The 24,178-nt window shown below is 69.0% G+C and carries 18 protein-coding genes and 1 tRNA gene; 6 read left to right on the top strand and 13 right to left on the bottom strand.

What is annotated here, in order from left to right; genetic code table 11:
• Positions 1–18 precede the first annotated feature (18 nt).
• The 3 genes from HUA74_RS16640 to HUA74_RS16630 all read left to right on the top strand — a co-directional run bounded on the left by HUA74_RS16640 (position 19) and on the right by HUA74_RS16630 (position 3,837).
• Complete coding sequence (locus tag HUA74_RS16640) at positions 19–1,149, top strand: hypothetical protein (RefSeq protein WP_174455305.1); 1,131 nt, start codon at positions 19–21, stop codon at positions 1,147–1,149.
• A 143-nt stretch (positions 1,150–1,292) separates the two neighbouring features.
• Positions 1,293–1,871: a hypothetical protein gene (locus HUA74_RS16635; RefSeq protein WP_371817247.1), complete on the top strand. Its 579-nt coding sequence runs from the start codon at positions 1,293–1,295 to the stop codon at positions 1,869–1,871.
• An 85-nt stretch (positions 1,872–1,956) separates the two neighbouring features.
• Positions 1,957–3,837 (top strand): Vps62-related protein, encoded by a 1,881-nt coding sequence (locus HUA74_RS16630; protein WP_174455303.1) that lies wholly within the window; start codon positions 1,957–1,959, stop codon positions 3,835–3,837.
• Between the two features lie 27 nt (positions 3,838–3,864).
• On the opposite strand, the gene HUA74_RS16625 is transcribed toward HUA74_RS16630, so the two are convergent.
• Positions 3,865–5,010: a mannosyltransferase family protein gene (locus tag HUA74_RS16625; RefSeq protein WP_174455302.1), complete on the bottom strand. Its 1,146-nt coding sequence runs from the start codon at positions 5,008–5,010 to the stop codon at positions 3,865–3,867.
• Positions 5,011–5,178: 168 nt separating this feature from the next.
• Between HUA74_RS16625 and HUA74_RS16620 the strand changes: the two genes are divergently transcribed.
• Positions 5,179–6,762, top strand: coding sequence for a carboxypeptidase-like regulatory domain-containing protein (locus HUA74_RS16620; RefSeq protein ID WP_174455301.1), 1,584 nt, complete (start codon positions 5,179–5,181; stop codon positions 6,760–6,762).
• 67 nt (positions 6,763–6,829) lie between these two features.
• On the opposite strand, the gene HUA74_RS16615 is transcribed toward HUA74_RS16620, so the two are convergent.
• The 5 genes from HUA74_RS16615 to HUA74_RS16595 all read right to left on the bottom strand — a co-directional run bounded on the left by HUA74_RS16615 (position 6,830) and on the right by HUA74_RS16595 (position 14,018).
• Positions 6,830–7,417 (bottom strand): hypothetical protein, encoded by a 588-nt coding sequence (locus HUA74_RS16615; RefSeq protein ID WP_174455300.1) that lies wholly within the window; start codon positions 7,415–7,417, stop codon positions 6,830–6,832.
• Between the two features lie 468 nt (positions 7,418–7,885).
• Complete coding sequence (locus HUA74_RS16610) at positions 7,886–9,139, bottom strand: carboxypeptidase-like regulatory domain-containing protein (RefSeq protein WP_174455299.1); 1,254 nt, start codon at positions 9,137–9,139, stop codon at positions 7,886–7,888.
• Between the two features lie 296 nt (positions 9,140–9,435).
• Positions 9,436–10,737, bottom strand: a complete 1,302-nt coding sequence (locus HUA74_RS16605) for an ankyrin repeat domain-containing protein (RefSeq protein ID WP_254614415.1) — start codon at positions 10,735–10,737, stop codon at positions 9,436–9,438.
• A gap of 348 nt (positions 10,738–11,085) precedes the next feature.
• Positions 11,086–12,702 (bottom strand): Rieske 2Fe-2S domain-containing protein, encoded by a 1,617-nt coding sequence (locus tag HUA74_RS16600; protein WP_174455298.1) that lies wholly within the window; start codon positions 12,700–12,702, stop codon positions 11,086–11,088.
• Positions 12,703–12,947: 245 nt separating this feature from the next.
• The gene (locus tag HUA74_RS16595) at positions 12,948–14,018 is read right to left on the bottom strand and encodes a carbohydrate-binding protein (RefSeq protein ID WP_174455297.1); all 1,071 of its coding nucleotides are present in this window, start codon (positions 14,016–14,018) and stop codon (positions 12,948–12,950) included.
• Between the two features lie 349 nt (positions 14,019–14,367).
• Here HUA74_RS16595 and HUA74_RS16590 point away from each other — a divergent pair, with 349 nt between their 5' ends.
• Positions 14,368–15,354, top strand: coding sequence for a TerC family protein (locus HUA74_RS16590; RefSeq protein ID WP_174455296.1), 987 nt, complete (start codon positions 14,368–14,370; stop codon positions 15,352–15,354).
• 155 nt (positions 15,355–15,509) lie between these two features.
• Here the strand turns inward: HUA74_RS16590 and HUA74_RS16585 are convergent.
• The 6 genes from HUA74_RS16585 to HUA74_RS16560 all read right to left on the bottom strand — a co-directional run bounded on the left by HUA74_RS16585 (position 15,510) and on the right by HUA74_RS16560 (position 21,907).
• A tRNA-Val gene (locus HUA74_RS16585) sits at positions 15,510–15,581 on the bottom strand.
• Positions 15,582–15,655: 74 nt separating this feature from the next.
• Positions 15,656–15,925: a hypothetical protein gene (locus HUA74_RS16580; RefSeq protein WP_141641290.1), complete on the bottom strand. Its 270-nt coding sequence runs from the start codon at positions 15,923–15,925 to the stop codon at positions 15,656–15,658.
• Positions 15,926–15,939: 14 nt separating this feature from the next.
• Complete coding sequence (locus tag HUA74_RS16575; protein ID WP_174455295.1) at positions 15,940–16,365, bottom strand: hypothetical protein; 426 nt, start codon at positions 16,363–16,365, stop codon at positions 15,940–15,942.
• A gap of 6 nt (positions 16,366–16,371) precedes the next feature.
• The gene (locus tag HUA74_RS16570; protein ID WP_141641288.1) at positions 16,372–17,991 is read right to left on the bottom strand and encodes an Hsp70 family protein; all 1,620 of its coding nucleotides are present in this window, start codon (positions 17,989–17,991) and stop codon (positions 16,372–16,374) included.
• Positions 17,992–18,080: 89 nt separating this feature from the next.
• Positions 18,081–20,162, bottom strand: coding sequence for an ATP-dependent helicase (locus HUA74_RS16565; RefSeq protein ID WP_174455294.1), 2,082 nt, complete (start codon positions 20,160–20,162; stop codon positions 18,081–18,083).
• Positions 20,163–20,215: 53 nt separating this feature from the next.
• The gene (locus tag HUA74_RS16560) at positions 20,216–21,907 is read right to left on the bottom strand and encodes a HEAT repeat domain-containing protein (RefSeq protein WP_174455293.1); all 1,692 of its coding nucleotides are present in this window, start codon (positions 21,905–21,907) and stop codon (positions 20,216–20,218) included.
• Positions 21,908–22,043: 136 nt separating this feature from the next.
• Here HUA74_RS16560 and HUA74_RS16555 point away from each other — a divergent pair, with 136 nt between their 5' ends.
• Entirely contained in the window at positions 22,044–22,910 is an 867-nt protein-coding gene (locus tag HUA74_RS16555) for a CHAP domain-containing protein (protein ID WP_174455292.1), read from the top strand.
• 61 nt (positions 22,911–22,971) lie between these two features.
• Here HUA74_RS16555 and HUA74_RS16550 read toward each other — a convergent pair whose 3' ends face one another.
• Entirely contained in the window at positions 22,972–24,156 is a 1,185-nt protein-coding gene (locus HUA74_RS16550) for a glycosyltransferase family 2 protein (RefSeq protein ID WP_174455291.1), read from the bottom strand.
• Between the last annotated feature and the right edge of the window lie 22 nt (positions 24,157–24,178).

The following is a 24,178-nucleotide window of genomic DNA, read 5'->3' as shown; positions in this document are numbered from 1 at the left end:
AAGACGTGGAGAAGCCCCATGCGGAAGACTCTCACTTGTGGCGTGTTGGTGTTGCTCGCCGCGCGAACCCCGGCGGCCCACGCGGAGCAGCCCACCGAGTCGGCCACTCCCGACGCCCGCGTGGAGCAGCGCGCCGCGGGCTACTGCGACTGGGTTCAAGGACTGGGCGACGCGGAGGCCGCGCTGGAGCTGGCACCCGAGGTGTTCGGCAGCTTTGGCGTGGTGAACACCGGTGAGGCCGAGGGCGGCGTCCCTCTTGGCAAGCCGAAGCTGCGGGTGACGGCGGGCCTGAGCTACGACTTCGTGGGCCTGTACCGGGGCCACAAGATTCACCGACGCGCGGCGGCGGAGTGCCGCCGACACCAGGCGCTCTCCTCGCTCCAGGCGGCGGTGAGACAGGGCATGGGGCTGGGTGAGGACTCGGCGCTGGAAGCCCGGGCCCGCGTGCTCCAGGACGCCCTGCCCCGCGCCGAGGAGCTCGTCAACGCCTTGCGCACGGACCTCCGGGACGGCCGGGCGACGCTGGAAGAGCTCAACGCGATGCAGGTGCGCCTGGACAACCTGCGCTCCCTGAGCACGGACACGGCGCTGGCGCGAGAGCGCCTGGCGTCGCGCCCCGAGTTTCCTCGCGGACAGCGCCTGGAGCCCTTGCTGGAGGAGCTGCGCGCGGCGGATGACGCGGTGGAGGTCGCCACCGGAAGCCTGCGCCGAGCCAAGGCGTGGGAGCTGAGCGTGCGCGGAGGGTATGACGAGGTCTTCGACGTGGAGCAGGAAGTCCCCCTCTTCGGGCAGGTCATGCTGACGTATGACCTGGGCCACCTGTGGCAAGGCAAGGCGAATGCCCGGGCCCGCGACGGTCGTCGACGTTCGACGGCGAATGACGTGGACGGCGTGCATCAGAAGATCTCCGAGTTGCTGGTGGAGCTGCGCTCGCGGCATCGGACGGAGGAGGCTCGGCTGAGGGAGGTCTCCGCGCTCGTGTCGGACCTGGAGGGACAGCTTCGCGAAGTGGAGGCACTCCAGACGCGGGAGATACGCCGCTTCCGCGACTACCTCCTCCTGGAGCTGGCACGCTTGCGCGCGGAGCAGGCGTACCTGACGGCGCATGTGGAGGCGCTCACGTCCTTCCTCGGGACGACGCATCCCTGATGTCGGCCAGGGCCCCGAGCCGGGTCCTCGTGGCCTGTCTGGGGTTCGGAGTGCTCTCTGTCCTCGGGTGGGCTCGGCCTCCGCCCGGTGACGCCCAGAGTCCCGGCGCTCCCCAAGGCGCGGGCGCGCGGGAGAAGGAACGTGTGACGACCCTCGCCCCGGTGCCCTTGTCGAAGTTGCGGGTCACGCAGGGCGCGCTGCGCGAGCGGACCGATGGACGGCTCGACGTGGAAGGCGCACGGCTGCGAGCCATCGTTCCCGGCACGAACACGACGTCACGCGCGGAGCTGCGCTTCTCGTCCCGAGGCTCCTCCAGCGAGCAGCGGGCCCTGCGGTCTGGAGAACAGCGACAGCAGGCAGGCCTCAAGCTGCGCGCACGCGACGGATGCAACGTGCTGTACGTGATGTGGCGCTTCGCTCCGAAAGCGGACATCGTCGTCAACTACAAGCGCAACCCCGACCAGCACCACAGCAGTGACTGTGGCAATCGCGGCTATGTCACCGTCCGCCCGTTCCGACGCAGCGCGGTGAGCGCGCCCTCCAAGGGAGAGGAACACACCCTGCGCGCCGAGCTGGCCGGAGTGACGTTGCGCGTCTGGGCGGACGACGCGCTGGTCTGGGAGGGCGACCTTCCCCCAGAGGCCCTCGCACTCGACGGTCCCGTGGGCCTGCGCTCGGACAACGTGCGGTTGACGCTCCAGCTTCGCGTCCCCTCACCCTGACGCATTCCTTCCAGGTGCCAGACTGGTGTCTTGAAGAGACTTGAGGGCATCCTGCGCGTCCACGCAGGGACATGAAGAGGCCCGTATGCTCGCTGGACGTCTGGGTTCACTCCGCTGGCTCGTGCTGTCATCGTTGGGAGTGGGCGCGCTGGGATGTGGCGGTTCGCTGGAGGCCGTCGAAGACACGTCGCTGCGCGACACGGGGGCCGCCCTCGCGGGACTCCAGGGCAACACCGTGTATGGGCGATGGCTCGGCTCCGGTGGACGCAATCCCACCCATCCCGGCAACCGCACGTTCTTCGTCGACCACGTGGGCCCCACTGCGACGGTGACCTTCACCCTCACCTCGTCCGTGGATGCGTACCTCTACCTGCTCGATGCCAGCGGCAACGTGCTCGCGGAGGACGACAACAGCGCGGGCAACCTGGGCGCGCGCGTGTCCCTCTCCCTGGCCCCGGGCACCTACAAGCTCGTCGCGGCGACCGCTTCACCGGGCCAGAGCGCGGACCTCACCCTCGCCTCCGACAGGGCTCCGCTGCGCTTCAGCCAGCGACTGCTCTTCAAACCCGTGTCGACCTTCCAGTGGATCTACGACGACAGCGGCACGGGCTCCAACAACGACGTCTCCATCTGGCGCCCCAACCTCGCCCAGTCGCCGGGCTATTACTCACTCGGCGATGTCGCGATGCCCAATGGCGGCGGAGGCCCCACTCCCGCGACAGCGCTCGTGGTGCAGGGCGAGGGAGACCTGCTCGCCCGACCCGTGGACTACGTCTGGGTCTGGGACGACAAGGGCTCCGGAGGAACCCACGATGGCTCGTTCTGGGAGCCCGTGGCGCCCGCCGGCTACACCTGCCTGGGCGCGGTAGGGGTGCTGGGTTACGGCAAGCCCTCCACGGACCTCATCCGCTGCCTCAAGAGCGAGTACGTGGTGGCCGCCGACCCTGGCGCCGTGTGGAACGACAGCGGCTCTGGCGCGAACAACGACGTGGGCCTCTGGCAGAGCAACGCCAGGGACCACCGGGGACTGCCTGTCGCCACCTTCGTGGCACGGCCCAGCCACTCCGACACGGGAGGCAGTCGCTACTGGGCCCTCAACAAGAGCGCGACGGCGCACCCGGAGCTCCAGGGGCTGCCCGTGAGCGCCGCGACGGCGGCGGCCTTCGCCCCTCGCGTGTGGATGCACCCCGGCGAGGCGTACTTCCCCTCCTCCACGGAGTTCCACCTCGCCAACGTCCACGTGGAGGGCGGCCATCAGGTGACGAACCAGGCCCTGGGCTGTGACTCGTGTACGGACCCGCAGTTCCTGGATGGGCAGCGGCCGAACCAGGCGCCCGTGCCTGTCTATGCGGAGCTCATCACCCGCACCGTGAATGGGCTGCCCACGTCCACGACCGACGTGGTGTATTGGATGTTCTACCCGTACAACAATGGCAAGCGCGTCTGCATTGGCTGGTACTCCCCCTGGGGCTGCGTGGGGGGCTATTCCACCTTCGGCAACCACGTGGGGGATTGGGAGCACGCGACGGTGCGCTTCGTGGAGGGCCGGCCGTCGCAGGTCTACCTGAGCCAGCACGCCAACGGGCAGACCTTCACCTATGGCGACAAGGGCATGGGCTTGCTGGGCTGGCGGCCGGAGCTCTTCTCCGCCCAGGGCTCCCACGGCGTCTACGCGGATGCCGCCCGGCACATCTACCGGCAACTGCCCAACGGCGACTTCCTGGCGGATGACACCGGACGCGGCATCGCCTGGGACACGTGGAGCGCGCTGGTGCCCTTCGACTGGCGCACGCCGGGCACCTTTGAGGGGAGCCTGGCGTGGCTGAACCGCACCGAGCGATGGGGAAACCCGAAGTCGGGCTGCGAAGTCTCCGAGCCCATCGCGGGGGAGTGCGTCCTCAACGACGGGCCCACCGGCCCCATGTCGAAGAGCGCGTCACGGCCGGACTTCCTGCCCCTCGACTGACACGGGAGGGGCACTCGCCTTGCGGCCCTAGTTGATGGGGTACGCGTGGACGAAGAGGAAGACGAGCATGCCCTGGAACAGCGCGAAGCCGAGCACCACGGGCCCTCGCAGCGCGGGGTGCCGGCCGAGCCAGGCCCCCAGGGGCAGGAAGGCGGGCCACACGGCCGCGCTGTAGCGGCCCAGGCCTACCAGCCCGACGGTCCACAACACGAGCATCAGCGGAACGCCAAAGGCAGCCAGCGCCCACCAGCGCCGGCGCGCCAGGAGCAGCAAGGCCCCCACGCCGGGGACGAAGGAGAGCGCCACGTAGAGGCTGACCTCGGGCGCCCAGTCACCCTTCCACCAGGTCAGCAGGCCCGCCCAGGCCCCCGCCCACTCGCCTCCGCGCACCTTCCACCAGATCTGCGGGTCTCCGAACTTCCGCCAGAGGAAGACGAAGTAGAGCGAGGTCATCACCAGCGGTATCGCCAGCGCGAGCATGTCGCGGTGGAACCAGGCCCGAAGGCCGCCACCACGAGAGCGCACCTGCTGGAACAAGAGGGACAGGCCCGCCGCCAGGGACAGGTGCCGCGCCAGACCGCCGAAGCCCAGGGCGAGCGCCGCCCACCAGTGACGGCCGCGCAGGCTCAAGAGCAGCGCGAGCGCGGTGAGGAACACCATCCACGACTCGGGGTAGCCCGCGGACTGGAAGAAGGCGAAGGGATACGCCGTGAAGAGCAGCAGCGAGACACGGGCCGTCTCCTCGCCTTCCAGCGCGCGAAACAGCCGATACAGGACGATGAGTCCCAACAACCCGGCGACGTTGGCCACCAGCACCAACGAGACCTGGATGCTCAGGCCCGTGGCGTCTCGCACCCACCGCCCCAACATGGGCAGCAAAGGGAAGAAGTTCGTGGCCTGGGGGCGCTCGTAGCCCTTCTGCGCGATCTCCATGTACCAACCACAGTCCCATCGACAGAACGCATCCAGCCCCGCCGGGCCCACCTGCTGGAAGGGCGCGCGGTGGAGCCTGTTGTCGAACGCGAGCGATACGCGCGCGAGCAGCAACAAGGCCAGACGGCTGAAGAAGAAGAGCCCCACGGGAAAGGCCAGCTCCGCGCCCAGCACGCGCAACCGCGCGCCCAGGGACATAGGCAGCGGCGCCTCTCCTGAAACAGGAACATCGGTGGACATGCGGTGGAGAAATCCGAGGGTGCGGGAACGGCGGACACCCTACCCTACTCCCTCGCCCTTCACAGCGGGGAAGACCCCGGCGGCCGTGCCCAGAACGACCCCGGGAATGGTAGTCTCATCTGTCTCGCCCAGGCTGCGCGGGTGCGAGGCGCCTGGGAGGACCACATCATGCGTGCAAAGGCTGGCTGGGTCGCGACCGCTGGAGTCGTGACGGCCCTTGGAGTCGCCGCGCTGCTGCGCCAGGAACTGACGGCTCGAATCCATCCGCCTCCTCCGGCCGCCGTCACGCCCGTCCCCCTCCAACCCGCGGCCCCTCCCGCGAGCCCCTCCGCGCCCAGGCCTCGTCCACCGCTGACACCTCCCACGCGCGATGGGACGGGACTCGCCGAGGTCCGCGTCGTCTCCGCCCAGGATCAGCGGCCGCTCGCGGGAGCCATGGTCGCCATCATTCGCGAGCCCGTCGACCTGGCCAATCCCTTGGAGTCCGCGCTCACGGATGAGCAGGGCCTCGCGCGGTTCCCCGCCGCGCGCCCCGGGCACTTCCACCTCTGCGCGCGCGGCGCGGGGCACGGCGAGGACTGCGAGCCGGACGTGGGCCTCGTCGCCGGAGGAACCATCACCGCCCACCTGGCGCTGCCTCCCGGCGCCACCGTCACCGGACAGGTGCGCAAGCTCGATGGGACGCCCGCCCAGGGGGTGCGATTGATGGCCAGGGGCGAGCGCTCAGTCGAGAAGTGGATGCCCACCCAGGCCATCACCGACGCGCAAGGCCACTACCGCCTGGATGGCGTTTCGCCGGGCCCCGTCTACATCCATCCCTTCTCCCCCGAGGGCCAGGGGCTGGGTCGCGACCTCGACGTCAAAGCGGGAGAGGAGGCTCGGCTGGACATCCAGTTCGCGGGCTTCACCACCGTGACAGTCCAACCCTCGCGCAGCCGCAATCGCCGCTGGTCCCGGTTCAAGAAGTCCAACAACGTGGATGTCATCGAATCCGTCTCCGTCGCCGCTCCGCTGAGGCGTCAGGACGATGGCAGCTGGAGCGGCAACGTCGAGTCGGGAAGCCACACCGCGCACGTGAGCGGCGTCCACGGCTGGTCGACCCTCGACGGATGGAAGAAGGTGGAATTGGCCCCCGGAGTCCCGCTGTCCATCAAGGTTCCGTATGACTCGAACGTCCACGGAGTCACCATCGGGCCACCCCATCCTCCGGTGCCGCACTACTTCGAGCTGGCGGGTCATGTCCTCATGCCGGACGGCACGCCCGCGAAGGGGGCACGCATCTCCGTGATGAAGCCCACCCAGTACTGGAGAGGCTGCAGTCAGAGCCCTCGCTACTTCAGCCAGATCCGCTTCGAGGGCTCGGCCTTCGTGGTGAATCCCGTCATGGGGACGCAGACCGTCCATGCGTGGCTCGATGACGGCCGCGCCGGCAGCGTCACCGTCACGGCCACCGAGGGCCAGCGGGTGGTCGCGGACATCCGCTTGGAGGACACCGGCGCCGTCGTCGGCCACGTCGACGTCACCCAGGAGGGGACGTATGTCGTGGGCCCGCGCCTGAACGTCGACGACTGGCTCTACCACCCCATGTCCTTCCGGGGGGCGGACGGGCGCTTCATCGTGGCGGGTCTTCCGCCCGGAGATCACTTCCTGACGATGGAGGGAAGTCTCGACAAGCGCCCCTTCGTCATCGAGGGCGGGGCTCGCACGGACCTGGGACACCTCAAGGCGGACACGCTGGCCCGGACGCCCTGACTCGCGCGAAGCCCTCGCGTCGGGTCCCGGCGCGCCTCGGCGAGGGCCGAAGCGCTCGGGCGACACTTCAGAGCACGGTGCGGATGGACCGGTCCCCGGCGATGTACTGGTTCAGCGTGTAGCCGAAGTCCGACGTACAGCCGGCATCCACCTTGCGGAGCAGCGCATACAGCGCGCGGCCCACCGGGACGGTATCGAGCACGGACCTCACGCTGAAATGCTCTTCATGCGCGGTGACCTTGAGGTCCTCGTCGAGCACGACCTTGTGCACCGCTTGATAGGTGAAGGAATCCCCGACCAGCTTCTGCCAGGGGCGCCACAGGAGGAAGTGCTTGAAGACCAGCGTGCACGTCACGTCGGCCAGCACGACGTGCGAGCCGTCCGGACGGACGGTCTCCGCGACATCCCCGAACACGATGCGGCAGTCCGTGAGGAGCGTCCGGTTGACGTAGACGAGCCGCCGGATGCTCTCGATTCCCTGCACCGTGAGGAGCGGATCCTGGAAGGTGGCATCGGGATGGTAGTGCTTCGTCGCGGCCGCCCGAGGCGGGCGCTCGTCGACGCCATAGAGGATGGGCAGGATGCTCCGGACGAGCTCCGCCGCACTGCTTCGGGACTCATGGAGAGACAGGGTGGAATGCGCGACATCCCTCATCTGGGATACCTCCGACTGGGGTGGTGAAGCTGCTTCGAGCCCGAGCACGCATCAAGCCCGGACAGAAAAACCACGCGGCGGCGCCAGGCCCGTCAGCGCGCCCTGGAGCAGCGCGGAGCGCGGGGAACGCAGCGGCAGGGCTGGCGGCATGGAAGGCGCGACGGTCACCGCGGCGTTGCGAGGCGCTCCCCAGCAGTCGCCCCGAACAAGCATGACGGCGTCGCGCGCGACCCCCGCGCCAATGACAGCCACACGACGTCGACGGAAGGGGGTTCGCCCTTTGGGAATGGCACGCATTCGGAGGCCGGGATGGTCTCCGTTCGGGCGGGGGCTCGTAATCGCCTGTCAGTCGCGGATGGCTGTCGGCTGCTGGACGGCGACCTTTCCGGACACGGCACCCTTCATTTCGGCGACGACAAGGCCCCGGCGCGCGAGCACGCCGGAGCCCCTTGCAACCATCGACTCACGTCAAGGCAGCGGCGGCAGCGTCAGCACGCCATTGCACTGGCCGGGGGAAGCAGGCACGCCGGCGCCGCCCCACGGCGCGCCCGTGTTCACCGTCACGCTGCCGCTGGGCGGCGGCGGACACCCGAAGCCCGAGGCCTGGCGCACGGTGACGTTGACGTTGGCCGGCAGGTTGTAGAGGACGTCGGTGCCCGCCCCCACGCACATGTTGCGCGTCTGCGTCCCACCGGTGGGGATCGGAATCTCCAGCTCCAGGCAGATGGGCAGCACGGTGCCGGGCGGCAGCGACGCGGCGTTCACCACCACGCGCAGACAGGCGGGGTTCGTCTTTTCGATGTCCGCGTTGACGAAGCCAATCTCGCTGGTGTTGCCCCCGAAGCCGGTCGACGAGATGCGGCTGCAGTCGTCAGGGTCACACGTGACGGTCTCACGCACCCCGCACTGCGTCGGGTTGGGCGCCCGCGTGGCGGGGGCGGCCTGCTGGTTCCACACGTTGGTGCCCACGCCCATGGACCACAGCGCGATGGAGCTCGGCGCGGAGCCGGCCATGTCGTTGGTGAGTGGGATGAAGATGCGGGCCGTCGCGCCCGCGCGCAGCTTGAGCAGGGTGCCCTTGGCGTCGCGCACCTCCGTGTAGATGGCGCCACGCGACTCCAGGAAGACCGTCTGGCCCGCGCGGTTGATGGCGGCGTCCGCGCCCGGCATCGCGAGCAGGCCCGTGTCGATGTAGCGCACGCCCACCGTGAACGGGGGGACGGGCTGCTCACCGGAGGGGCCCTGGAGCGCGCTCAGGTTCACCTGGATGGAGGCGCCGCTGCGCGGGTCCGCCACCGTGGGGGTGCCGCCAGTGAAGGTCTGACGGTGGAGCGTGTGGAGCACGAACCGGGCCCCGAGCACGTTGCGCGTGATGGCGCCGACGTGGGGCATGTACCCCGGCGCGGTGATGGTCAGCGCGGAGCCCATCGGCGCTGGCGCGGACACGGAGAATGAGCCATCCGCGGCCGTGAGCGTCCCAATGCCACGCAGGTCCACCATCGCGCCAGCGACCGGCGCGCCCGTGGCCGTCGTGACGACGCCACAGGCCGTCAGGCCCGTCGACGAGGGCGTACACTGGATGAGCGGACGCGCCTGCTCCACGGAGGGCTGAGGCTCGACCTCCGCGTCAGGCGCGCCACAGCCGCCACCGAGCACCACCGCACCTCCGAGCAGACCGCACAACCACAGCCACTGCTTGCCAGCGATTCTCGACAGAGACATCACATACCTCCGGATTGGGAGAGAGGTGGCATCGGGCTCGATGACACCCAGGAACACGATATGTGATTCGTCTGACGTTGCCACGACTGGCACAGGCGTTCCAATCCCGGCGTCAATATCCATCCAAACACAGTCATGCCACACACGACCCACGGCAGGCGGGACCCTCATGTGACATGAAGCGCTACAAACAATGCCTCTCAGCTGGCGGCGTGTGACATGGAATGCCACAAACATCGACGTCCGACCCCAGCGCATACGGGATTCCCGCAAGCGCCGGGGCGAACCAGGTCTCATCATTTCGCCAGTGTGGCTTTCCTTCCGCCCGGCGGCCGCGGCGCCCCCAGGAGTTCGGCGAGCCGCGGGTTCTTGTGGCGCAGCGCTTCCTGGGCGGGGGTCTTCTCCCCCGCGTCCTTGCGCGTGACGTCCGCGCCCGCGCGAAGGAGGAGCTCGATGACCGGCTCCCGGTCCAGGAAGCACACGTGCTGGTGCAGCGGTGTCCAGCCATCGCCCCCGTTGGGGTCGGCGCCCACGTCGAGCAGTGCCTGGGCCACCTCAGGCACCTGGGCGTTGAAGAGCGGGGTGCGTCCATTCTCGTCGAGCGCGTCCACCTGGGCTCCGCCCTTGACGAGCACGGGGATGCAGGAGACCGCGCCATCCTCGGCCGCGAGGTGCAGCGGCGTGGCCGACTCGGCGGCGACGGCGGACGTGGAGAGTCCCAGGGCGAGCAACTCCCGCACCAGCGCCGCGTCATCCACGCGGGCGGCCAGGTGGAGCAGCCCCTGCTCATCCTCGTCCTGGACGTCCAGGTTCGCGCCCAGCGCGCGCAAGGCCAGCACCCGGGCCACTCGACCTCCGCCGAAGCCCGGGCCGAAGAACGGGGCGGCGTCCTGCCCCGCCGCGAGCAGCAGGCCCGCGTCAAGCTGACGGGCCTTCTTCCCCTTGGGCCGCGCCGCCGGCTTCTGCTTTCGCAGCCACGCCACGAAGCCCTCGTCGGAGAAGGCCCCCTGCAGACCGCTGAAGCAATCCGGGCCGTCGTCCTCCACGTCGAGGGTTCGCTGCTCGGGCGCCGCTTCCAGCACGGCGAGCAGCTTCTCGTAGCCCTTCGTCCCCGGGCCCTTCCGCAAGGTGCGCCAGGCGTCGAGCCCCCGGCGCGCCCGCGCATGGTCCGGCAGCGGGCGCAGCCCCTCGGCCTCCTCCAACGCGGCCTCCACGGCGTCGAGCTGGGCGTCCGTGGGACTGCCCCCGACGACCTCCTCCGCCCACAGGCTCAGGGCCAGCGAGCGCGCCCGCTGGGCATCGCTCAGGTCGCCACCGGCCCGGGTGCCTCGCGTCAGCTCGAGGACGCGGTCCCTGGCCCTCCAGTGCTCCGCCTTCAGCGTTCGCTCCCAGCGACGCGGATCGGTGCGACGCGAGGCGTCCAGCGCCCAGCTCAGGGAGTGCAACGCCATCAGTCGCTCTGGCTCGGCCTCCAGCACCTGACGCAGAAGGGGAACCGCGTCATCCAGTTGAGGCGGCGACTCGTCGAGCAGGCCGTCCACCTTCTTCATCAGCCTGGCGACATCCATCTTCTTCGGGGGCTTGGGGGCATGAGACATGGCGGACCGAAAATACCGCCCATACCGGCCGCCGGGCTCACCTTTTCACCCAGGGACGCCTGATGAATCCACCGGCTCCCATGAATCCCCGGATTCATTCCGATACACAGACAGACATCCACCAGAACCCAGGGATTCCCGAGCGGGTCAGACGCTCCTCCTGCCAGCCCATTCCAAGCCATCCATGGAAAACCTCGGGCGGCATTGATTCATCGAGTGCTTCGGTCCGGCGGGAGCTCAGAACGCCACCGTGAACGCGAGGCTGGCGCGCATTGGCATCCATTCCTCGCTCAGGGCGGCGTCAGCTTCGAGCCCTGAGCGCCCCACCTCACACCTCGCGTCCGCGAGCTACACGCGAGGCTCGACGACTGGCGCGGGGACGGTGGGCTTCTCCGTCTCCTCGGGAACGACGTCCGTCGCCGGCTCCGCGCAGAGCGTGGAGCCATTCATCAAGCAGCGACCTCCGTCGTCCAGGTCGAACTGCCAGCGGTGGCGAGGACAGACGAGGTACTTGCCCTCCTCCACCCAGCCCTCCGCCAGGTCCGCGCCCTGATGCGGACAGAACCGCTGCACGGAGAAGCGCTTCTGCCCCACGGACACCACCGTCCGCTCGCGCTGCGACTCCGTGGAGCGCACGCCTTCGCAGAAGGCGCGCATGTCTTCGATCTCCACCCCCAGGAAGCCATGGAGGATGGGCTCGTAGACGTCTGGCGACCGGCTCAGCCGCAGGCGGAACGACAGCAGGAAGTCCTCCCACGTCAGCTTCCGGTCCAGCACCCGCACCATGTCCGCGGCGGAGACCTTCATCGTGTAGCGCGTCGTCTCGCGAAGCTCGGAGACCTCGTCCACGCGCCGGCCCTTGAAGTCCACCCGCAACAACCGCTCCGGCAACTCCGTCAGCTCCACGTACAGGGGCATGCCCACGCGCTCGTGCAGGTCCAAAAGGTCCAGCTTGCGCTGCAGCTCGACGCGCAGCCGCGCGTGAATCTCATCCACCTCCGCGCGCAGCATGTTGCGGCGCCGCTCCCGGAACAGCGGCGCCATGTCGTCCGCGTACTTCCGGAGGTACGCATCGAAGCCCCCTTCCGTCACGCGCTCCTGGTCGAGCGAGACGAAATCCAGCGAGCCGATGTCCAGCACGTCCCCGGGCATCGGCTCCAGGTACTTCGACGCGGCCCCCGGAAGACGCTGCTCCAGGAACCGGAACAGCGTGGTGGCATTGGGGAAGATGTTCACCTTCTCGAAGTTGAGGTGGAACAGCGTCGGGTCCAGGAAGCACGCGGGCCCCGCGGACGCGAGGTAGGCCCGAGGGCGCACCACCTCCAGCGCCCGCGCCACCGCCTCGAACTTGCTGTCGCGCTTCTTCAGCGAGATGGCCGCGTATGTCTCCGGCGAGTACTCGTAACAGGTGGGGTGCCAGATGGCGCCGGAGAACTGGGCCGTGAAGACGTCGATGGGCCCCTCCTCCTCGGTGATGCGCGCCAGCCGGTCATGCAGCTTGCAGTCGTTGAGGTTGATGAAGCACTGGCCGTCCCCTCGCACCATGACGGCCGAGTCCCGGTTGGTGCCCTGCTCCGACACGTAGAGCTTGAGGTAGCCCCCCTTGAAGGGGATTTCGCGGCCATCCTCACAGGCGATGACGCGCTTGCAGCCGTACTTCGCGAAGATGTCCTGCAGCTCCGAGCGCAGGAAACGAGGAATCACCACCGTGAAGTCGCGGCGCTGGAGCGTGGCCAGGAACTCCGGGTCGAAGTGGTCCTTGTGCTCGTGGCTGACGTAGAGGAAGCGCTCCCGGCCCGGCGTCTCCAGCAGCTCGCGCACGCGCGGCGCCAAGTGGTGGTTGCGCGGCAGCTGCATCCACGCCGAGTCGAAGGCTCCCCGCTCGGTGAGCCACGGGTCCATGACGACGACGCTCCGCGCGGTTTCCACGGCGAAGCCCGCATGGCCCAGGAAGGTGATTCGCATGAACGCCGCCCCTCGCCCGAAGTGGACCGGCGAAGCGCCGCGCCCACACCCTCGGATGCCGTCCGCTCCCGCGCCGGCGCGAAGAAGGCTGCGCGTTCCCGGACACTCCGGCCACCTGCCTTGGGGTCTCGCACCTCGTTGGCGCGGAGACATGAAGCCCCCGGACACGAAAAAGGGCGCGGAAGGCTTCCGCCCTCCGCGCCCTGACACGGCCGCGTCCACCGCGGTCCGTGACGCCCCATCAACTACGGCTGGATTTCACGAACGGACAGCCACTTGAAGTCGACGTCCTCCGCGTTGTCCCAGCGGAACGTGGCGATGGGGCCACCCCAGGTGATGGGCATGGGACCGACGGAACCACCGCAGTGCTCGGCGTCACCGCCCCAGTCTCCCGCGTCGACCATGTCGTGGACCTTCTTCCACGTCACCTTGTCGGCGTTCTCGTTGACGTACAGCTCCAGCTTCACGGCCTCCTTGCCGCTGACGGTGGTGTTGCGCATCACCGCCTTGAAGCCCACCCAGCGGCCCTTCAACGCCGACGTCGCGGGCTTGTAGGGCGCCTGCTCGTAGGACACGTGCCACGTCTCCTTCTGCCAGCGGGCACGGCCGTCGTAGTGCAGACCGCCCTTGTAGCTGCTGCCCTCGCAGCCCGACTCCTTGTCGTTGTGCTTCCCGCCCCGCGCATACCAGTCGAAGTTGTCCGAGCCGTCGGAGGCGGAGTTGAGCTTCACGAAGCCCGTCATCTCCAGGTTCTTCCAATCGTTCGCCGCCTGCATGTAGCCACGGCTGGCCAGCACGTCCCGGTCATAGGTGGGGATCTTCGCCGCCGAGTAACCCGTCGACGTGGTGACCCCCATGCGAACCTGGCTGCTCTTCATCTTCCAGGAGCCATCCGAGTTGCGGGTGATGGTGCCCTGGGGATCGAACCGCGAGTCCGACGTGGGGTTGTCCGACAGTGACCAGGCCTCGCCCCCTGCCTTGGAGGGATAGAGCATCGTCACGCCGAACGCGTCCGCGCCTGGCTGCTCGGGCGTGGGGTCCGGATTGGGCGTCGGCGTCGGGTCTGGATCGGGCGTCGGCGTCGGGTCCGGATTGGGCGTCGGCGTCGGGTCCGGATTGGGCGTCGGCGTCGGGTCCGGCGTGGGCGTCGGGTCCGGAGTGGGCGTGGGGTCAGGCGTGGGGACCTGGGGCTGCTCGGGAGGCGACTCGGTGCCACCACCGGGGGACGTCGTACCAGAGGAGTCAGCGCCACAAGCCGTGGCGGACAGGGCAAGCAAGGCCCCGCAAATCGAGGAGAGAAGACGGTTCCGGGTCAAAAGGGCGGTCCTTCTTCGGGGGGCCACGAGGTGACAGGAGCCGCGGACGCCAATCGCCCTGCGAGCCCTCGCCGCGCCCATCCCGCCGGAGGCCAGGAATGCCTCCGGGCGCGGACGCCTGGTTGGTCTCAATGGCCCGGTGACTGTCGAGTTCCAACCGGACGGGCCGAAACCCACCACGTCCCGCAACCCTTCCCCAGCCAGCGTCGCTCGCTCCAGCCCCCCTCGGGCTGGCCCCTCCCGGGACAGGCCTCCATCCGCTCCCGGCATCTCTTAGGTTTTCTCGATGGAGCGCAACCGGAATCCCTATTTGTCGATGAGAACGGGCGCTCTTATCTGAAATCCACCTATGGAATCCCTACAAACCGTCGGCAGTCCCGCCCTGTGGGGCGGCTTCATTGCCTTCGTCATCGCCATGCTCGCCCTGGACCTGGGCGTCTTCCACCGGAAGGCCCACGCGGTCGGCTTCAAGGAGGCGCTGGGCTGGAGCACGGTGTGGATCAGCCTGGCGCTCGTGTTCAACGCGGGGCTGTGGTGGAAGTTCGGCGGGGGTCCGGCGGTGGAGTTCCTCACCGGCTACCTCATCGAGAAGTCGCTCTCCGTCGACAACATCTTCGTCTTCGTCGTCATCTTCTCCGCGCTGCGAATCCCCGCGCTGTACCAGCACCGGGTGCTCTTCTGGGGCATCCTCAGCGCGCTGGTCCTGCGGGCCATCATGATCTTCGCGGGCGTGGCCATGCTGGAGCGCTTCCACTGGCTCATCTACGTCTTCGGCGCGTTCCTCATCCTCACGGGCCTGAAGCTCTTCTTCCAGCGCAACAAGGAGGACCACCCGGAGGACGGGTGGATGATGAAGATGGCGCGGCGGACCATTCCCTCCACGCCCCGCTTCGACGGGCACCACTTCTTCACCGTGGAGAACGGACGCAAGCTGGCCACGCCGCTGTTGATGGCGCTCATCCTGGTGGAGGCGTCGGACATCCTCTTCGCGCTCGACTCCATCCCCGCCATCTTCGCCGTCACGCGGGATCCATTCATCGTCTTCACGTCCAACATCTTCGCCATCCTCGGCCTGCGCTCGCTGTTCTTCCTCCTGGCCGGGGCGGTGGAGAAGTTCAGCTACCTGAAGGTGGGCCTGTCGGGCGTGCTCGTCTTCGTGGGCACGAAGATGGCCATCATCGACTTCGTGAAGATCCACCCCGCGGTGTCCCTGGGCGTCATCGCGGGCCTGCTGGGCCTCAGCATCGTCGCGTCGCTCATCAAGTCGCGGAACACGCCGCCCCACGCGCCGGTGACGCCCGGCGCCGAGCCGCTCGCCAAGCCGTCGGAGGGCTGAAGTCCACCCCGCACGGGGAACTCGCGGCGCGCCTGGGAGTCCATGCCCGGGCGCGCCGAGCCGACGCTCCGAAGAGACATCCGGCGCTGCCTGAGCCGAAAAGCGAAGAGGCCGTGAACCCTTGGGTTTCCCCTTGGATTCACGGCCTCTTCTGTTGGGCGCAGCAGGGCTTGAACCTGCGACCCCTGCCGTGTGAAGGCAGTGCTCTACCACTGAGCTATGCGCCCGCGCTTCGTGTGCGACCGAGACGCGACGAGGGGGTAAATGCCATCTGCCCCCGTGGGTGTCAACGCAATTTCAACTACAGCCCATCCAGCTTCTCTTCCAGTTCGCGCAGCCGACGCTTGAGTCCGGAGAGCTGCTTTCCCACGGCCTTGAACTCGCTGCGCGGCGCGAAGTGGAACGCCTTCAACAGCTCCTCCTGGCCCCGGTCCAGCGCCTGTTTGCCACGCTGAACCTTGCCAATGGCGTTGGCGATGGCCATGGCGCGACTCTCGTCGGCCATCAGCTTCTCCACCGCCTTGCTGGAGACCTCCAGCGCCTGCTTCTTCAAGTCGTCACGGATACCCATGATTGCCCCCCGGCCTACGGCTCGTCGACGAACTGCGTCTGCAGCTTCGCGAAGACTCGGTCCGCGATGCCCTTGTACTTCATGCGCTCGATGAGCGGCTGCAGGTCACCCTTCATGGTGATGCGGCGCTTGAGCACCGCCTCCACCGGGTCCAACGTCCCCTGGAGCAGCTGCTTCCAGACGGTGTACGGGGCGCGCGCCAGATAGATGGGCTCGAGCTCATCCAGGTCGTCCGGGTCCGCGAGCACACGCGCCTTCTCGATGCGGCAGTCACCGGGGACGACGTGGATGACGAACGCCTTCGCCAGCTTGCCGGGCTCCGCTTCGATGACCGCCCCGAAGTCGCCCATCCAGCCCCTGCCGGCCACCGCGCACTCGGGATCTTCGTTCGTGAGCCGGACCGCTTCGTCCAGCCACTCTTTCGACGGGAACTTCGCCATGCCCCACTAACCTCTCCGGAAGATGCTCTTGATGCTCGAGAGGAGGCCCCGGTCATCGTTGGTGCCGTTGGAGCTGGGCACCGGCTGGGTGTCGCGCTTGATGACGACCTCCTGGAGCGCCTTCTTGAGCTGCTCCGGGGTGTCTCGGGTCGCCAGGTCCACCTTCCGCATGCCGCTGGCCTCTTCCACCATCACCTGGAGCAGACACTCCTCGGTGAGGCGGAAGTCGATCTTGCGACCGGCGGCGGCGGAAGGAACACGGACGGTGCCCAGGTACTCGTTGTCCACCATCAGGTCGCTGTCGCCCTGGAAGATGTCCAGCTCGATGAAGGGCGCGCCGGGCTCCTTGGGAGGAGGCAGGCGGAAGCTCTTCACCATGGGGATGAGCGAGTTCTTCTCGATGATGCGCTTCACGCGGCCATTGGGCAGCGCGTAGCCAATGGGCATGGACAGCGCGTCCAGCAGCGTCACCGCGTCGATGCTGCCCAGCGAGTCACCCAGCAGCGCCGCGCCCAGGGCCACGCACTCGTCGGGGTGCACGCCCTTGCGAGGCGGCTTGCCGAAGTGCGCCTGGATCTTCTGCTGCACGAGCGGCATCCGGCTCTGCCCGCCGACGAGGATGATCTCGTCGATCTCCGAGCGGGCGATGCCCTTCTCCGCCAGCACGCGATCACAGATGTCGAACGTCCGGTCCACCAGGTCGCCGGTGAGGCTGTTGAGGAACTCGCGCGTCAGGGGGATGCGCAGGTCCAACGGCTTGCCCTTGCGCTCGTCGATGAAGGGCAGGTCGATGACGACGTTGGGGATGAGCGTCAGGTCGATCTTCGCCGCCTCGGCGGCGTTCTTGATGCGCTGGAGCGCGATGGGGTTCTCGGCGAGGTCGACCTTGGTCTCCTCGCGGAAGCGCTCCAGCACGTACTCCATGATGCGGTTGTCGAAGTCCGCGCCGCCCAGGAAGGTATCGCCGCCCGTCGCGAGCACCTCGAAGACATTGCCGGACAGGTGCAGGACGGAGACGTCGAAGGTGCCGCCGCCCAGGTCATAGACGAGGATCTTCTGGTCCAGGCCCCGGTTGAAGCCGTAGGCCAGCGCCGCCGCCGTCGGCTCGTTGACGATGCGCTTGACGTCGAAGCCGGCCAACCGGCCCGCCTCCTTCACCGCCTGGCGCTGGTTGTCGTTGTAGTAGGCCGGGACGGAGATGACGGCCGCGTCGATGGGGCCGCCCAGGAACTGCTCGGCGATGGTCTTCAGCTGGGACAACACGAAGCTGGAGACCTGGGGCAGCGAGTAGAGCTTGCCGTCCAACATCACTGCGGCGTCACCGCCAGGGCCTTCGACGATGTCGTACGGGAAGGCACCGCGGAGGTCTTCCACGGACTTGGAATGGTACTTCCGTCCGATGAGCCGCTTGGTCCCCCACAGCGTGTTGCGGGGGTTGGTGACCATCTGATCCTTGGCCACCCCACCCACCAGCAGGTCACCCTTGGACGACAGGGCGACGACGGAGGGGAGGATGAGATTGCCGCGGTCCGTGGGGACGATCTTCGGGATGCGGTTGCGCACGGACGCCACCAGCGTGTTGGTGGTGCCCAGGTCAATCCCGACGATGCGAGGTCTGTCCGCCATGAAGTTCACAGGCGCGGGTCACAAGACGCACGCCCTCGTCCCACTCTGTATCACGTCGCGACTTCGCGCGCGCGTTTCTGGGCGTCCGCTCAGTCCTCCGGCTCGGACCCCATCGGCCCAGGCCCAGGCAACCCCAGGGGGAGCCCCCCCAGTACCGCCTCGGCGGAAGCCAGGACGAGCCGATCATAGGGAGCCCCCTCCCCGGCTGGCAGCTCTTCCAGGAAGCGGGACGGCCGCAGGAGGATGCGCTCCCCCTCCCGGGGCAGCACCGACAAGGGGTACACCAGCGCCAGGTGGTCCCGGGCCCGAGTGGTGGCGACGTAGAAGAGTCGTCGCTCCTCCTCTTCCTCCTCCGCCGAGCGGGCGGCCTGGGACATGGGAAACCGCCCGTCCACCAGCCAGAGGACGAAGACGGCCCGCCACTCCAGCCCCTTGGACTGATGGACGGTGGTGAGTGTCAGGACGTCTCCGGGAGCCCCGGCCCCCAGGGCCTCCTTCGCGGCGAACTCCGCGACGAGCGCGAGCTCCGACAGGAAGCGGGGCAGGTCCTCGAACCGGCGCGCGTACTCGGCCAGCTGCCGCAGGTCGTCCTCCCGGCCTTCCTCGGGTGAGGACTCCGCCGCGAGGACCTCCGCGTACCCTCCCGCCAGCACCTCCTCGATGAGAAGACCCGGGTCAGCTGCGGCCTCCGGACGTCCGAGCCGACCCATCAGAACGGCGAAGCGCTCGAAGCCCGGGCGCGACTTGCGCGACAGATGGGTCCGGACCTCGTCGCGCGCCAGGCCTTCCGCCAGGGACAGTCCCTCCGGCAGCGCGCGCAGGGACGTCCACAGGTGCTCCGCCGTCGTGGGCCCCACCCCGGGCACCGCGCGCACCACCCGCTTGAAGGCGAGCTCATCCCCGGGGTTGTTCACCAGCCGCAGGTGGGCCAGCACGTCCTTGACGTGGGGCTGCTCGAAGAACCGCACCCCCGAGCGGACCCGGAACGGGATGCCCAGGCGCGTGAGCTCCAGTTGGAGTTCGAGCGAGTGGTTGTGCGCGCGATAGAGGACGGCCATCGCCTCCAGGGACAGGCCTCCGTCGCGCAGCTCCAGGACGCGGCGGGCCACCCAGGCGGCCTGGTCGGCGGCGTCGAGCGCTGGGACGACGACGGGACGGGCCCCCGAAGGACGCTCCGCGACGAGCGTCTTGGGAAACTGCCGCTCGTTGCGGGAGATGGCCGCGTTGGCGAGCTGGAGGACCTCAGGGGTCGAGCGGTAGTTGCGAGTGAGCGTGAAGACGGCGCAGCCGGGATGGCGCTCGGGAAAGCCGATGATGTTGGAGAAGTCCGCGCCCCGGAAGCTGTAGATGGACTGGCAGTCGTCCCCCACCACCGTCAAGTCACGGCGCTCGCCGGCGAGCAGATCCACCAGCTCTCCCTGGAGCTTGTTGGTGTCCTGGTACTCGTCCACGAGGACGCTGTGGAAGCGCTCGGTGAGCTGGGCGCGCACCGTGGGGTGTTCGGTGAGCAGCCGCTTCAGGTTGAGCAGCAGGTCATCGAAGTCCATCAGGTGCAGCTGCGCCTTGCGCTGCCGGTAGCGCGCCGCCGTCGCGAGGATCTCCGGGGCCAGGGGAAGAAACTGGGGCCGCCGGTCGAAGAGGACCTCGGAGACGGCCTGCTGGAGATTGGTGGCCAACGACACCAGGTCCAACACCAGCTCCGGTCGGGGGAAGCGCTTGTCGCTCTTGAGCTTGCGCTCGGCCAGACAGGTGACCATCAAGTCCCGGGCGTCCTCCCGGTCCAGCACGGTGAAGCGGTCCGAGTAGCCCAGCATCCCCGCGTGCTGGCGCAGGAGCAGGTGCGCCGCATGGTGGAAGGTCCCTCCGAGGATGCGCCGCACGTCCGCGAACGAGCCCGCCAGGTCCGCCACCCGCCGGGTCATCTCCCGCGCGGCCTTGTTGGTGAAGGTCAGCAGCAGGAGGTTCTCGGGCTGGACGCCACGCTCCAGCAGACGCGCCACGCGGAACGTGAGCGTGCGCGTCTTGCCGGAGCCCGCGCCGGCGATGACCAGCACTGGCCCGGCCTCCGCCTCCACCGCCCGCAGCTGCTCCTCGTTGAGCAGGCCGGCGTAGTCGATGCGCGACGAGGCGCTCGTCGGAGCGACGGTCCGAGGGGTGGGCTGGGTGACCATGGGGCGGCGAACTCTAACCGCCCCGCCCTCCGGGGACGAACGGATCAGTCGGCTCAGGGCACCGGCTTGAGCGCCGTCAGCCGCGCGGAGGCCGCCTCGCGGACCTGGGGCGAGGGGTCTCTCTCCCGCGCCAGCTCCAGGAGCAACCGTCCCACCTGCGGCAGCTTCGTTCCCACCGTGGCCAGCGCCGCGGTGCGCTCCTTCACCCCACCCTCCAGCCGCTCGCTGACACCCCGGTCCGCGCAGGTGCGCACGCCCGGGCTCTGCTCACGCAGGAGCAGCTCCGCGTCCGCCAGTCGCGCCTCGGCCAGCCGCCGCGCCTCCTCCGCCCGACGCTCGAACTCGGCCAGGTCCTCGGGAAACTCGTTGGACGCCGCGCGGGCACGGGAGATGGCCCCGGCCGCGAAGCGCGCGTTGACTGCCGCCGCGCACAACTGCCGCGCGGAGGCCAGGGGCACGCGGCCCTCCGCCGTCACCGTCTCCTCGCGCGCCACGCCCAGCGCCCACACGGCGAGCTGCCGCGCGGCCACCGCCGCGGAGAACGGCTGCTTGCGCGCCTCGCGGATGTCCACCCAGCGGCGAAGGACGACGGGGTCCGGCACGCCCGTATCGAAGGCGCGCTGGTACTCCGTGGAGGCCTGGGCGAGCTGGCCGGAGAGGTCCAGCAGCACCGCCACCGTGAGGTACATCTCCGCGCTGCCGGCCCGCTCGCGCAGGGCGTCCAGCCGCGAGGCCACCTCGTAGTCGGCCACCGGACGCGGCAGCGAGGCCAGCACCGTGCGCAGCGACTCCAGCGCGTTCTGCCGGATGAGCGGATTGCGCGCGGAGCGCAGCGCATCCAGCAGCGGATCCACCGCGCGCACGGACACGTGCTGGCCCATCTCCTCGGCCGCCTGCCACCGGTCCAACGCATCCGGCGCCACCATGGCGCGCTTCAGGTCCTCCAAATCGCGCAGGTAGTGCCCCACGTACGCCGCCTGCACCAGCGGCTCCGGCTGGGCCAACGCTGCCTTCTCCGCGCGAGCGCGAGCCAGCCGCGCCGGAAAACCCGTGAGCGTGGGCCCCAGGGGATGCGCCTTCACCCGGGCCTCGGCCTCGTCCACCAGGCCCGAGACGAGCAGCCCTTCCACTTCCAGCTCCAGCAGGAGGCCGCGCGCCTCCTCGCGGTGCGTCCCCGCCGGGAAGTCCTTGAGGTACGCGAAGAGCTTCGCCGCGCCCCCGGACCTGGCCTGCTCGAAGGCCTGCCCGTCCAGCCGCGACTCCACCTCCATGCGGCGCGGATCATCCGGGCGCTCGCGCAGGTACTCGGCCAGACGCCGGGGGTCCTGCGTCGTCGCCAGCTCCCGCGTCTCCACCTCCGCCATCAGCCGCTTCGCCTCGTCGCGCTGCAGGCCCTCCGGGTGCTCCTGGAGGAACTGCCGCCACGCGGCCACCGTGGCGGCCTCCTTCGCGGCGTTGAAGCGCAGCCCTTCCAACAGCGTCTTCGCGGTGCGCGAGTGCGGCGCGTCCGGGTACACCTCCAGGAAGCGCTTGTAGGCGAGCACCGTGTGGAGCTTCTTCGCATCCTCGAACTCCAGTTCCTCCAAGCGCGACTCGGCGGCGTCCGCGTCCGGGTGGGTCGGGTTCTCACGCAGGAAGGCGCGGTAGCCCTCCACGGTGTCGGTCCTGGCGGCGCGGTCATACGGCGACGGCAGACAGCCAGCGGACAGCAGGAGGATGGCGAGGGCTCGGCGGAGGGAGACCATTCTCCTGGGAGCAATACCGCACCCGGGCGCCCCCGGAAACCCGAGCCGTCACGGACGGTTGCCTGGGTAGGTTTTTTGACGACACAAGCCACCGGGGCGACCATGGGTGCCTCAGGACGCTACAGGGAGGTCGCGCATGCGGTGGCTCACGCTGATGGGAATCCTCGCGATGACGGCGACGGGCTGCGCCACCCCGTCGAACCGGCTGGAGCCGTGGCTGGACTCCTACGCCGTGCGCTACCGCTCCGCGTCTCCGCCCGCCTTTCCGCGCGAGTCGCTCTCCAGCCCCGTGGCCCCCAAGGCCCAGACGGCCGAGCGGAAGGCCGCCCCCGTCAAGCGCACGCCCGCGCGCGCCACCGCCGCCCGCCCCGCGAAGGGCAAGCCCGCCACCGTTCCGGCGAGCACGCACGTGCGGCCCGCCTCGGCCGATGCGCGCGCGACGGTGCTCGCGTCGGCCCGCTCGCTGGTGGGCAAGCCCCAGGTGACGCTCGACGGGCGCAAGTACCCGGCGGACTGCACGGGACTCATCGAGGGCGTCTACGCCCAGGCGGGCCTGTCCTTCCGAGGGACGCTCAAGCCCGGCGACAACGGCGTCACCGCCCTCTACCGCTACGCCCGCGCGAATGGCCGCGTGTACTCGGAAGGTCGCCCCGCGGCGGGGGACCTGGTCTTCTTCAACGAGACGTATGACCAGAACCGGGACGGCCGCCGCAACGACGGCCTCACGCACGTGGGCATCGTCGACTCCGTGGATGCGCAGGGCACCGTCACCGTCATCCACCGGGTGCGCCGGGGCGTCGTGCGCTACCGGATGAACCTGGCCCGCCCTCACCTGCCCAGGGACCCCAAGACGGGCGCGGTGCTCAACGACCTGCTGCGCCACGCGGGTCCGAACAAGGACCCGGTCCTCACCGGCCAGCTCTTCGCCTCGTTCGGCAGCGTGCTGCCCCCCAGCCCCGCGACGAAGAAGCCCGCACCCGTCCCCGTCGCCTCGCTGCGGTAGAACGACGAGGCGCCCGGCCCCCAGAGGGACCGAGCGCCAGGACGCACGACGTGCTCGCGACTCAGGACGCGCGAGCGGTGCGGTCCCACGCGGCGCGCTGCGAGTTGCGCAGGAAGCGCCAGAAGCCCACGACGATGGCCAGGTTCATGGTGACGAAATAGTAGGCCACCGAGGCGACTCGCTTCGCCGCGCCGCGCTTCAGCACCCCCACCTTTCCGAGATAGGCCAGGGCATAGAACAGGCCCTGCCCCAGGAGGGTGAAGCGGTAGAACACGCTGTCGAGCAGGAACAGGTTGGCGATCAGCGCCAGTCCCATCAGCGCGGGCGCACACCAGCGCAAGAGCTTGTGCGACCAGAACGCGAACGCGGGGAAGCCCGCGGTGGGCAGGAGCAGGCCCGGCACCATGCGGAGACTCTGGAAGTTGCCCGCGGCGATTCTCGCGCGACGGCCGAACTCCTTGCCGTAGTCCTCCGTCGTCTCCTCATGGGCGACGGCCTCTTCCTCATAGGCGACCTTGTAGCCCTTCTCGAGGATGCGCAGCGGGATGACGAAGTCGTCGACGATGGTGGACGGCGGCAGCTCCGTGAACAGCGTGCGACGGATGGCGTACAGGCCTCCGTTAGCCCCCACCACCGCGCCCCGGCGCCCCTCGTACATCTTGATGAGGGACTCGTAGCTCCAGTACGCGCTCTCCTCGTAGTCCTGCTTCGTCGGATTGTAGAGGCGCAGCTTGCCGCAGACGGCCCCGACTTCAGGGTCCTCGAAGTGGCGCACGAGCTTCTGGATGGCCTCCGGTTCAATCATCGTGTTCGCGTCCGAGAGGACCACGATGTCGCCCTTCGCCGTTGGAATGCAGCGATTGAGCACCGTCGTCTTGCCCGCGCGCGGCGCCGGCGACAACCGCACCCGCTCATCCTGGCACTGGAGGACCCGCTCGTTCGTTCCATCCGTCGAGCCGTCCGAGCCAATCACCACCTCGAAGCGCTCCGCCGGATACTCGAGCGCGAGGCTGTTCTCCAGCTTCTGCTCGATGCAGGACACCTCGTTGTACGCGGCCACGACGAGGCTCACCGACGGAGCCGGCCCCCGACTGGCCGCTAGGCTCCGACGCGGCGCCCCACCCCGCATCGCCCGGATGTTCTGCGCCACCTGCGCCGCCCCATCCAGCACGAACAGGCTCAATGGGTAGAGAAAGTACGTGTGCGCCAACAGCAGCGCGGCACACCAGAAGAAGACCTCCGCCATCGACCATGCCTCCCAAGACCCA

Origin of the sequence: Myxococcus sp. CA051A, from assembly GCF_013336705.1 — a bacterium.
GTDB classification, from domain to species: Bacteria; Myxococcota; Myxococcia; order Myxococcales; family Myxococcaceae; genus Myxococcus; species Myxococcus llanfairpwllgwyngyllgogerychwyrndrobwllllantysiliogogogochensis.
The sequence above is the reverse complement of the archived record's forward strand: the minus strand, read 5'-3'. Positions and strand labels throughout refer to the sequence as shown.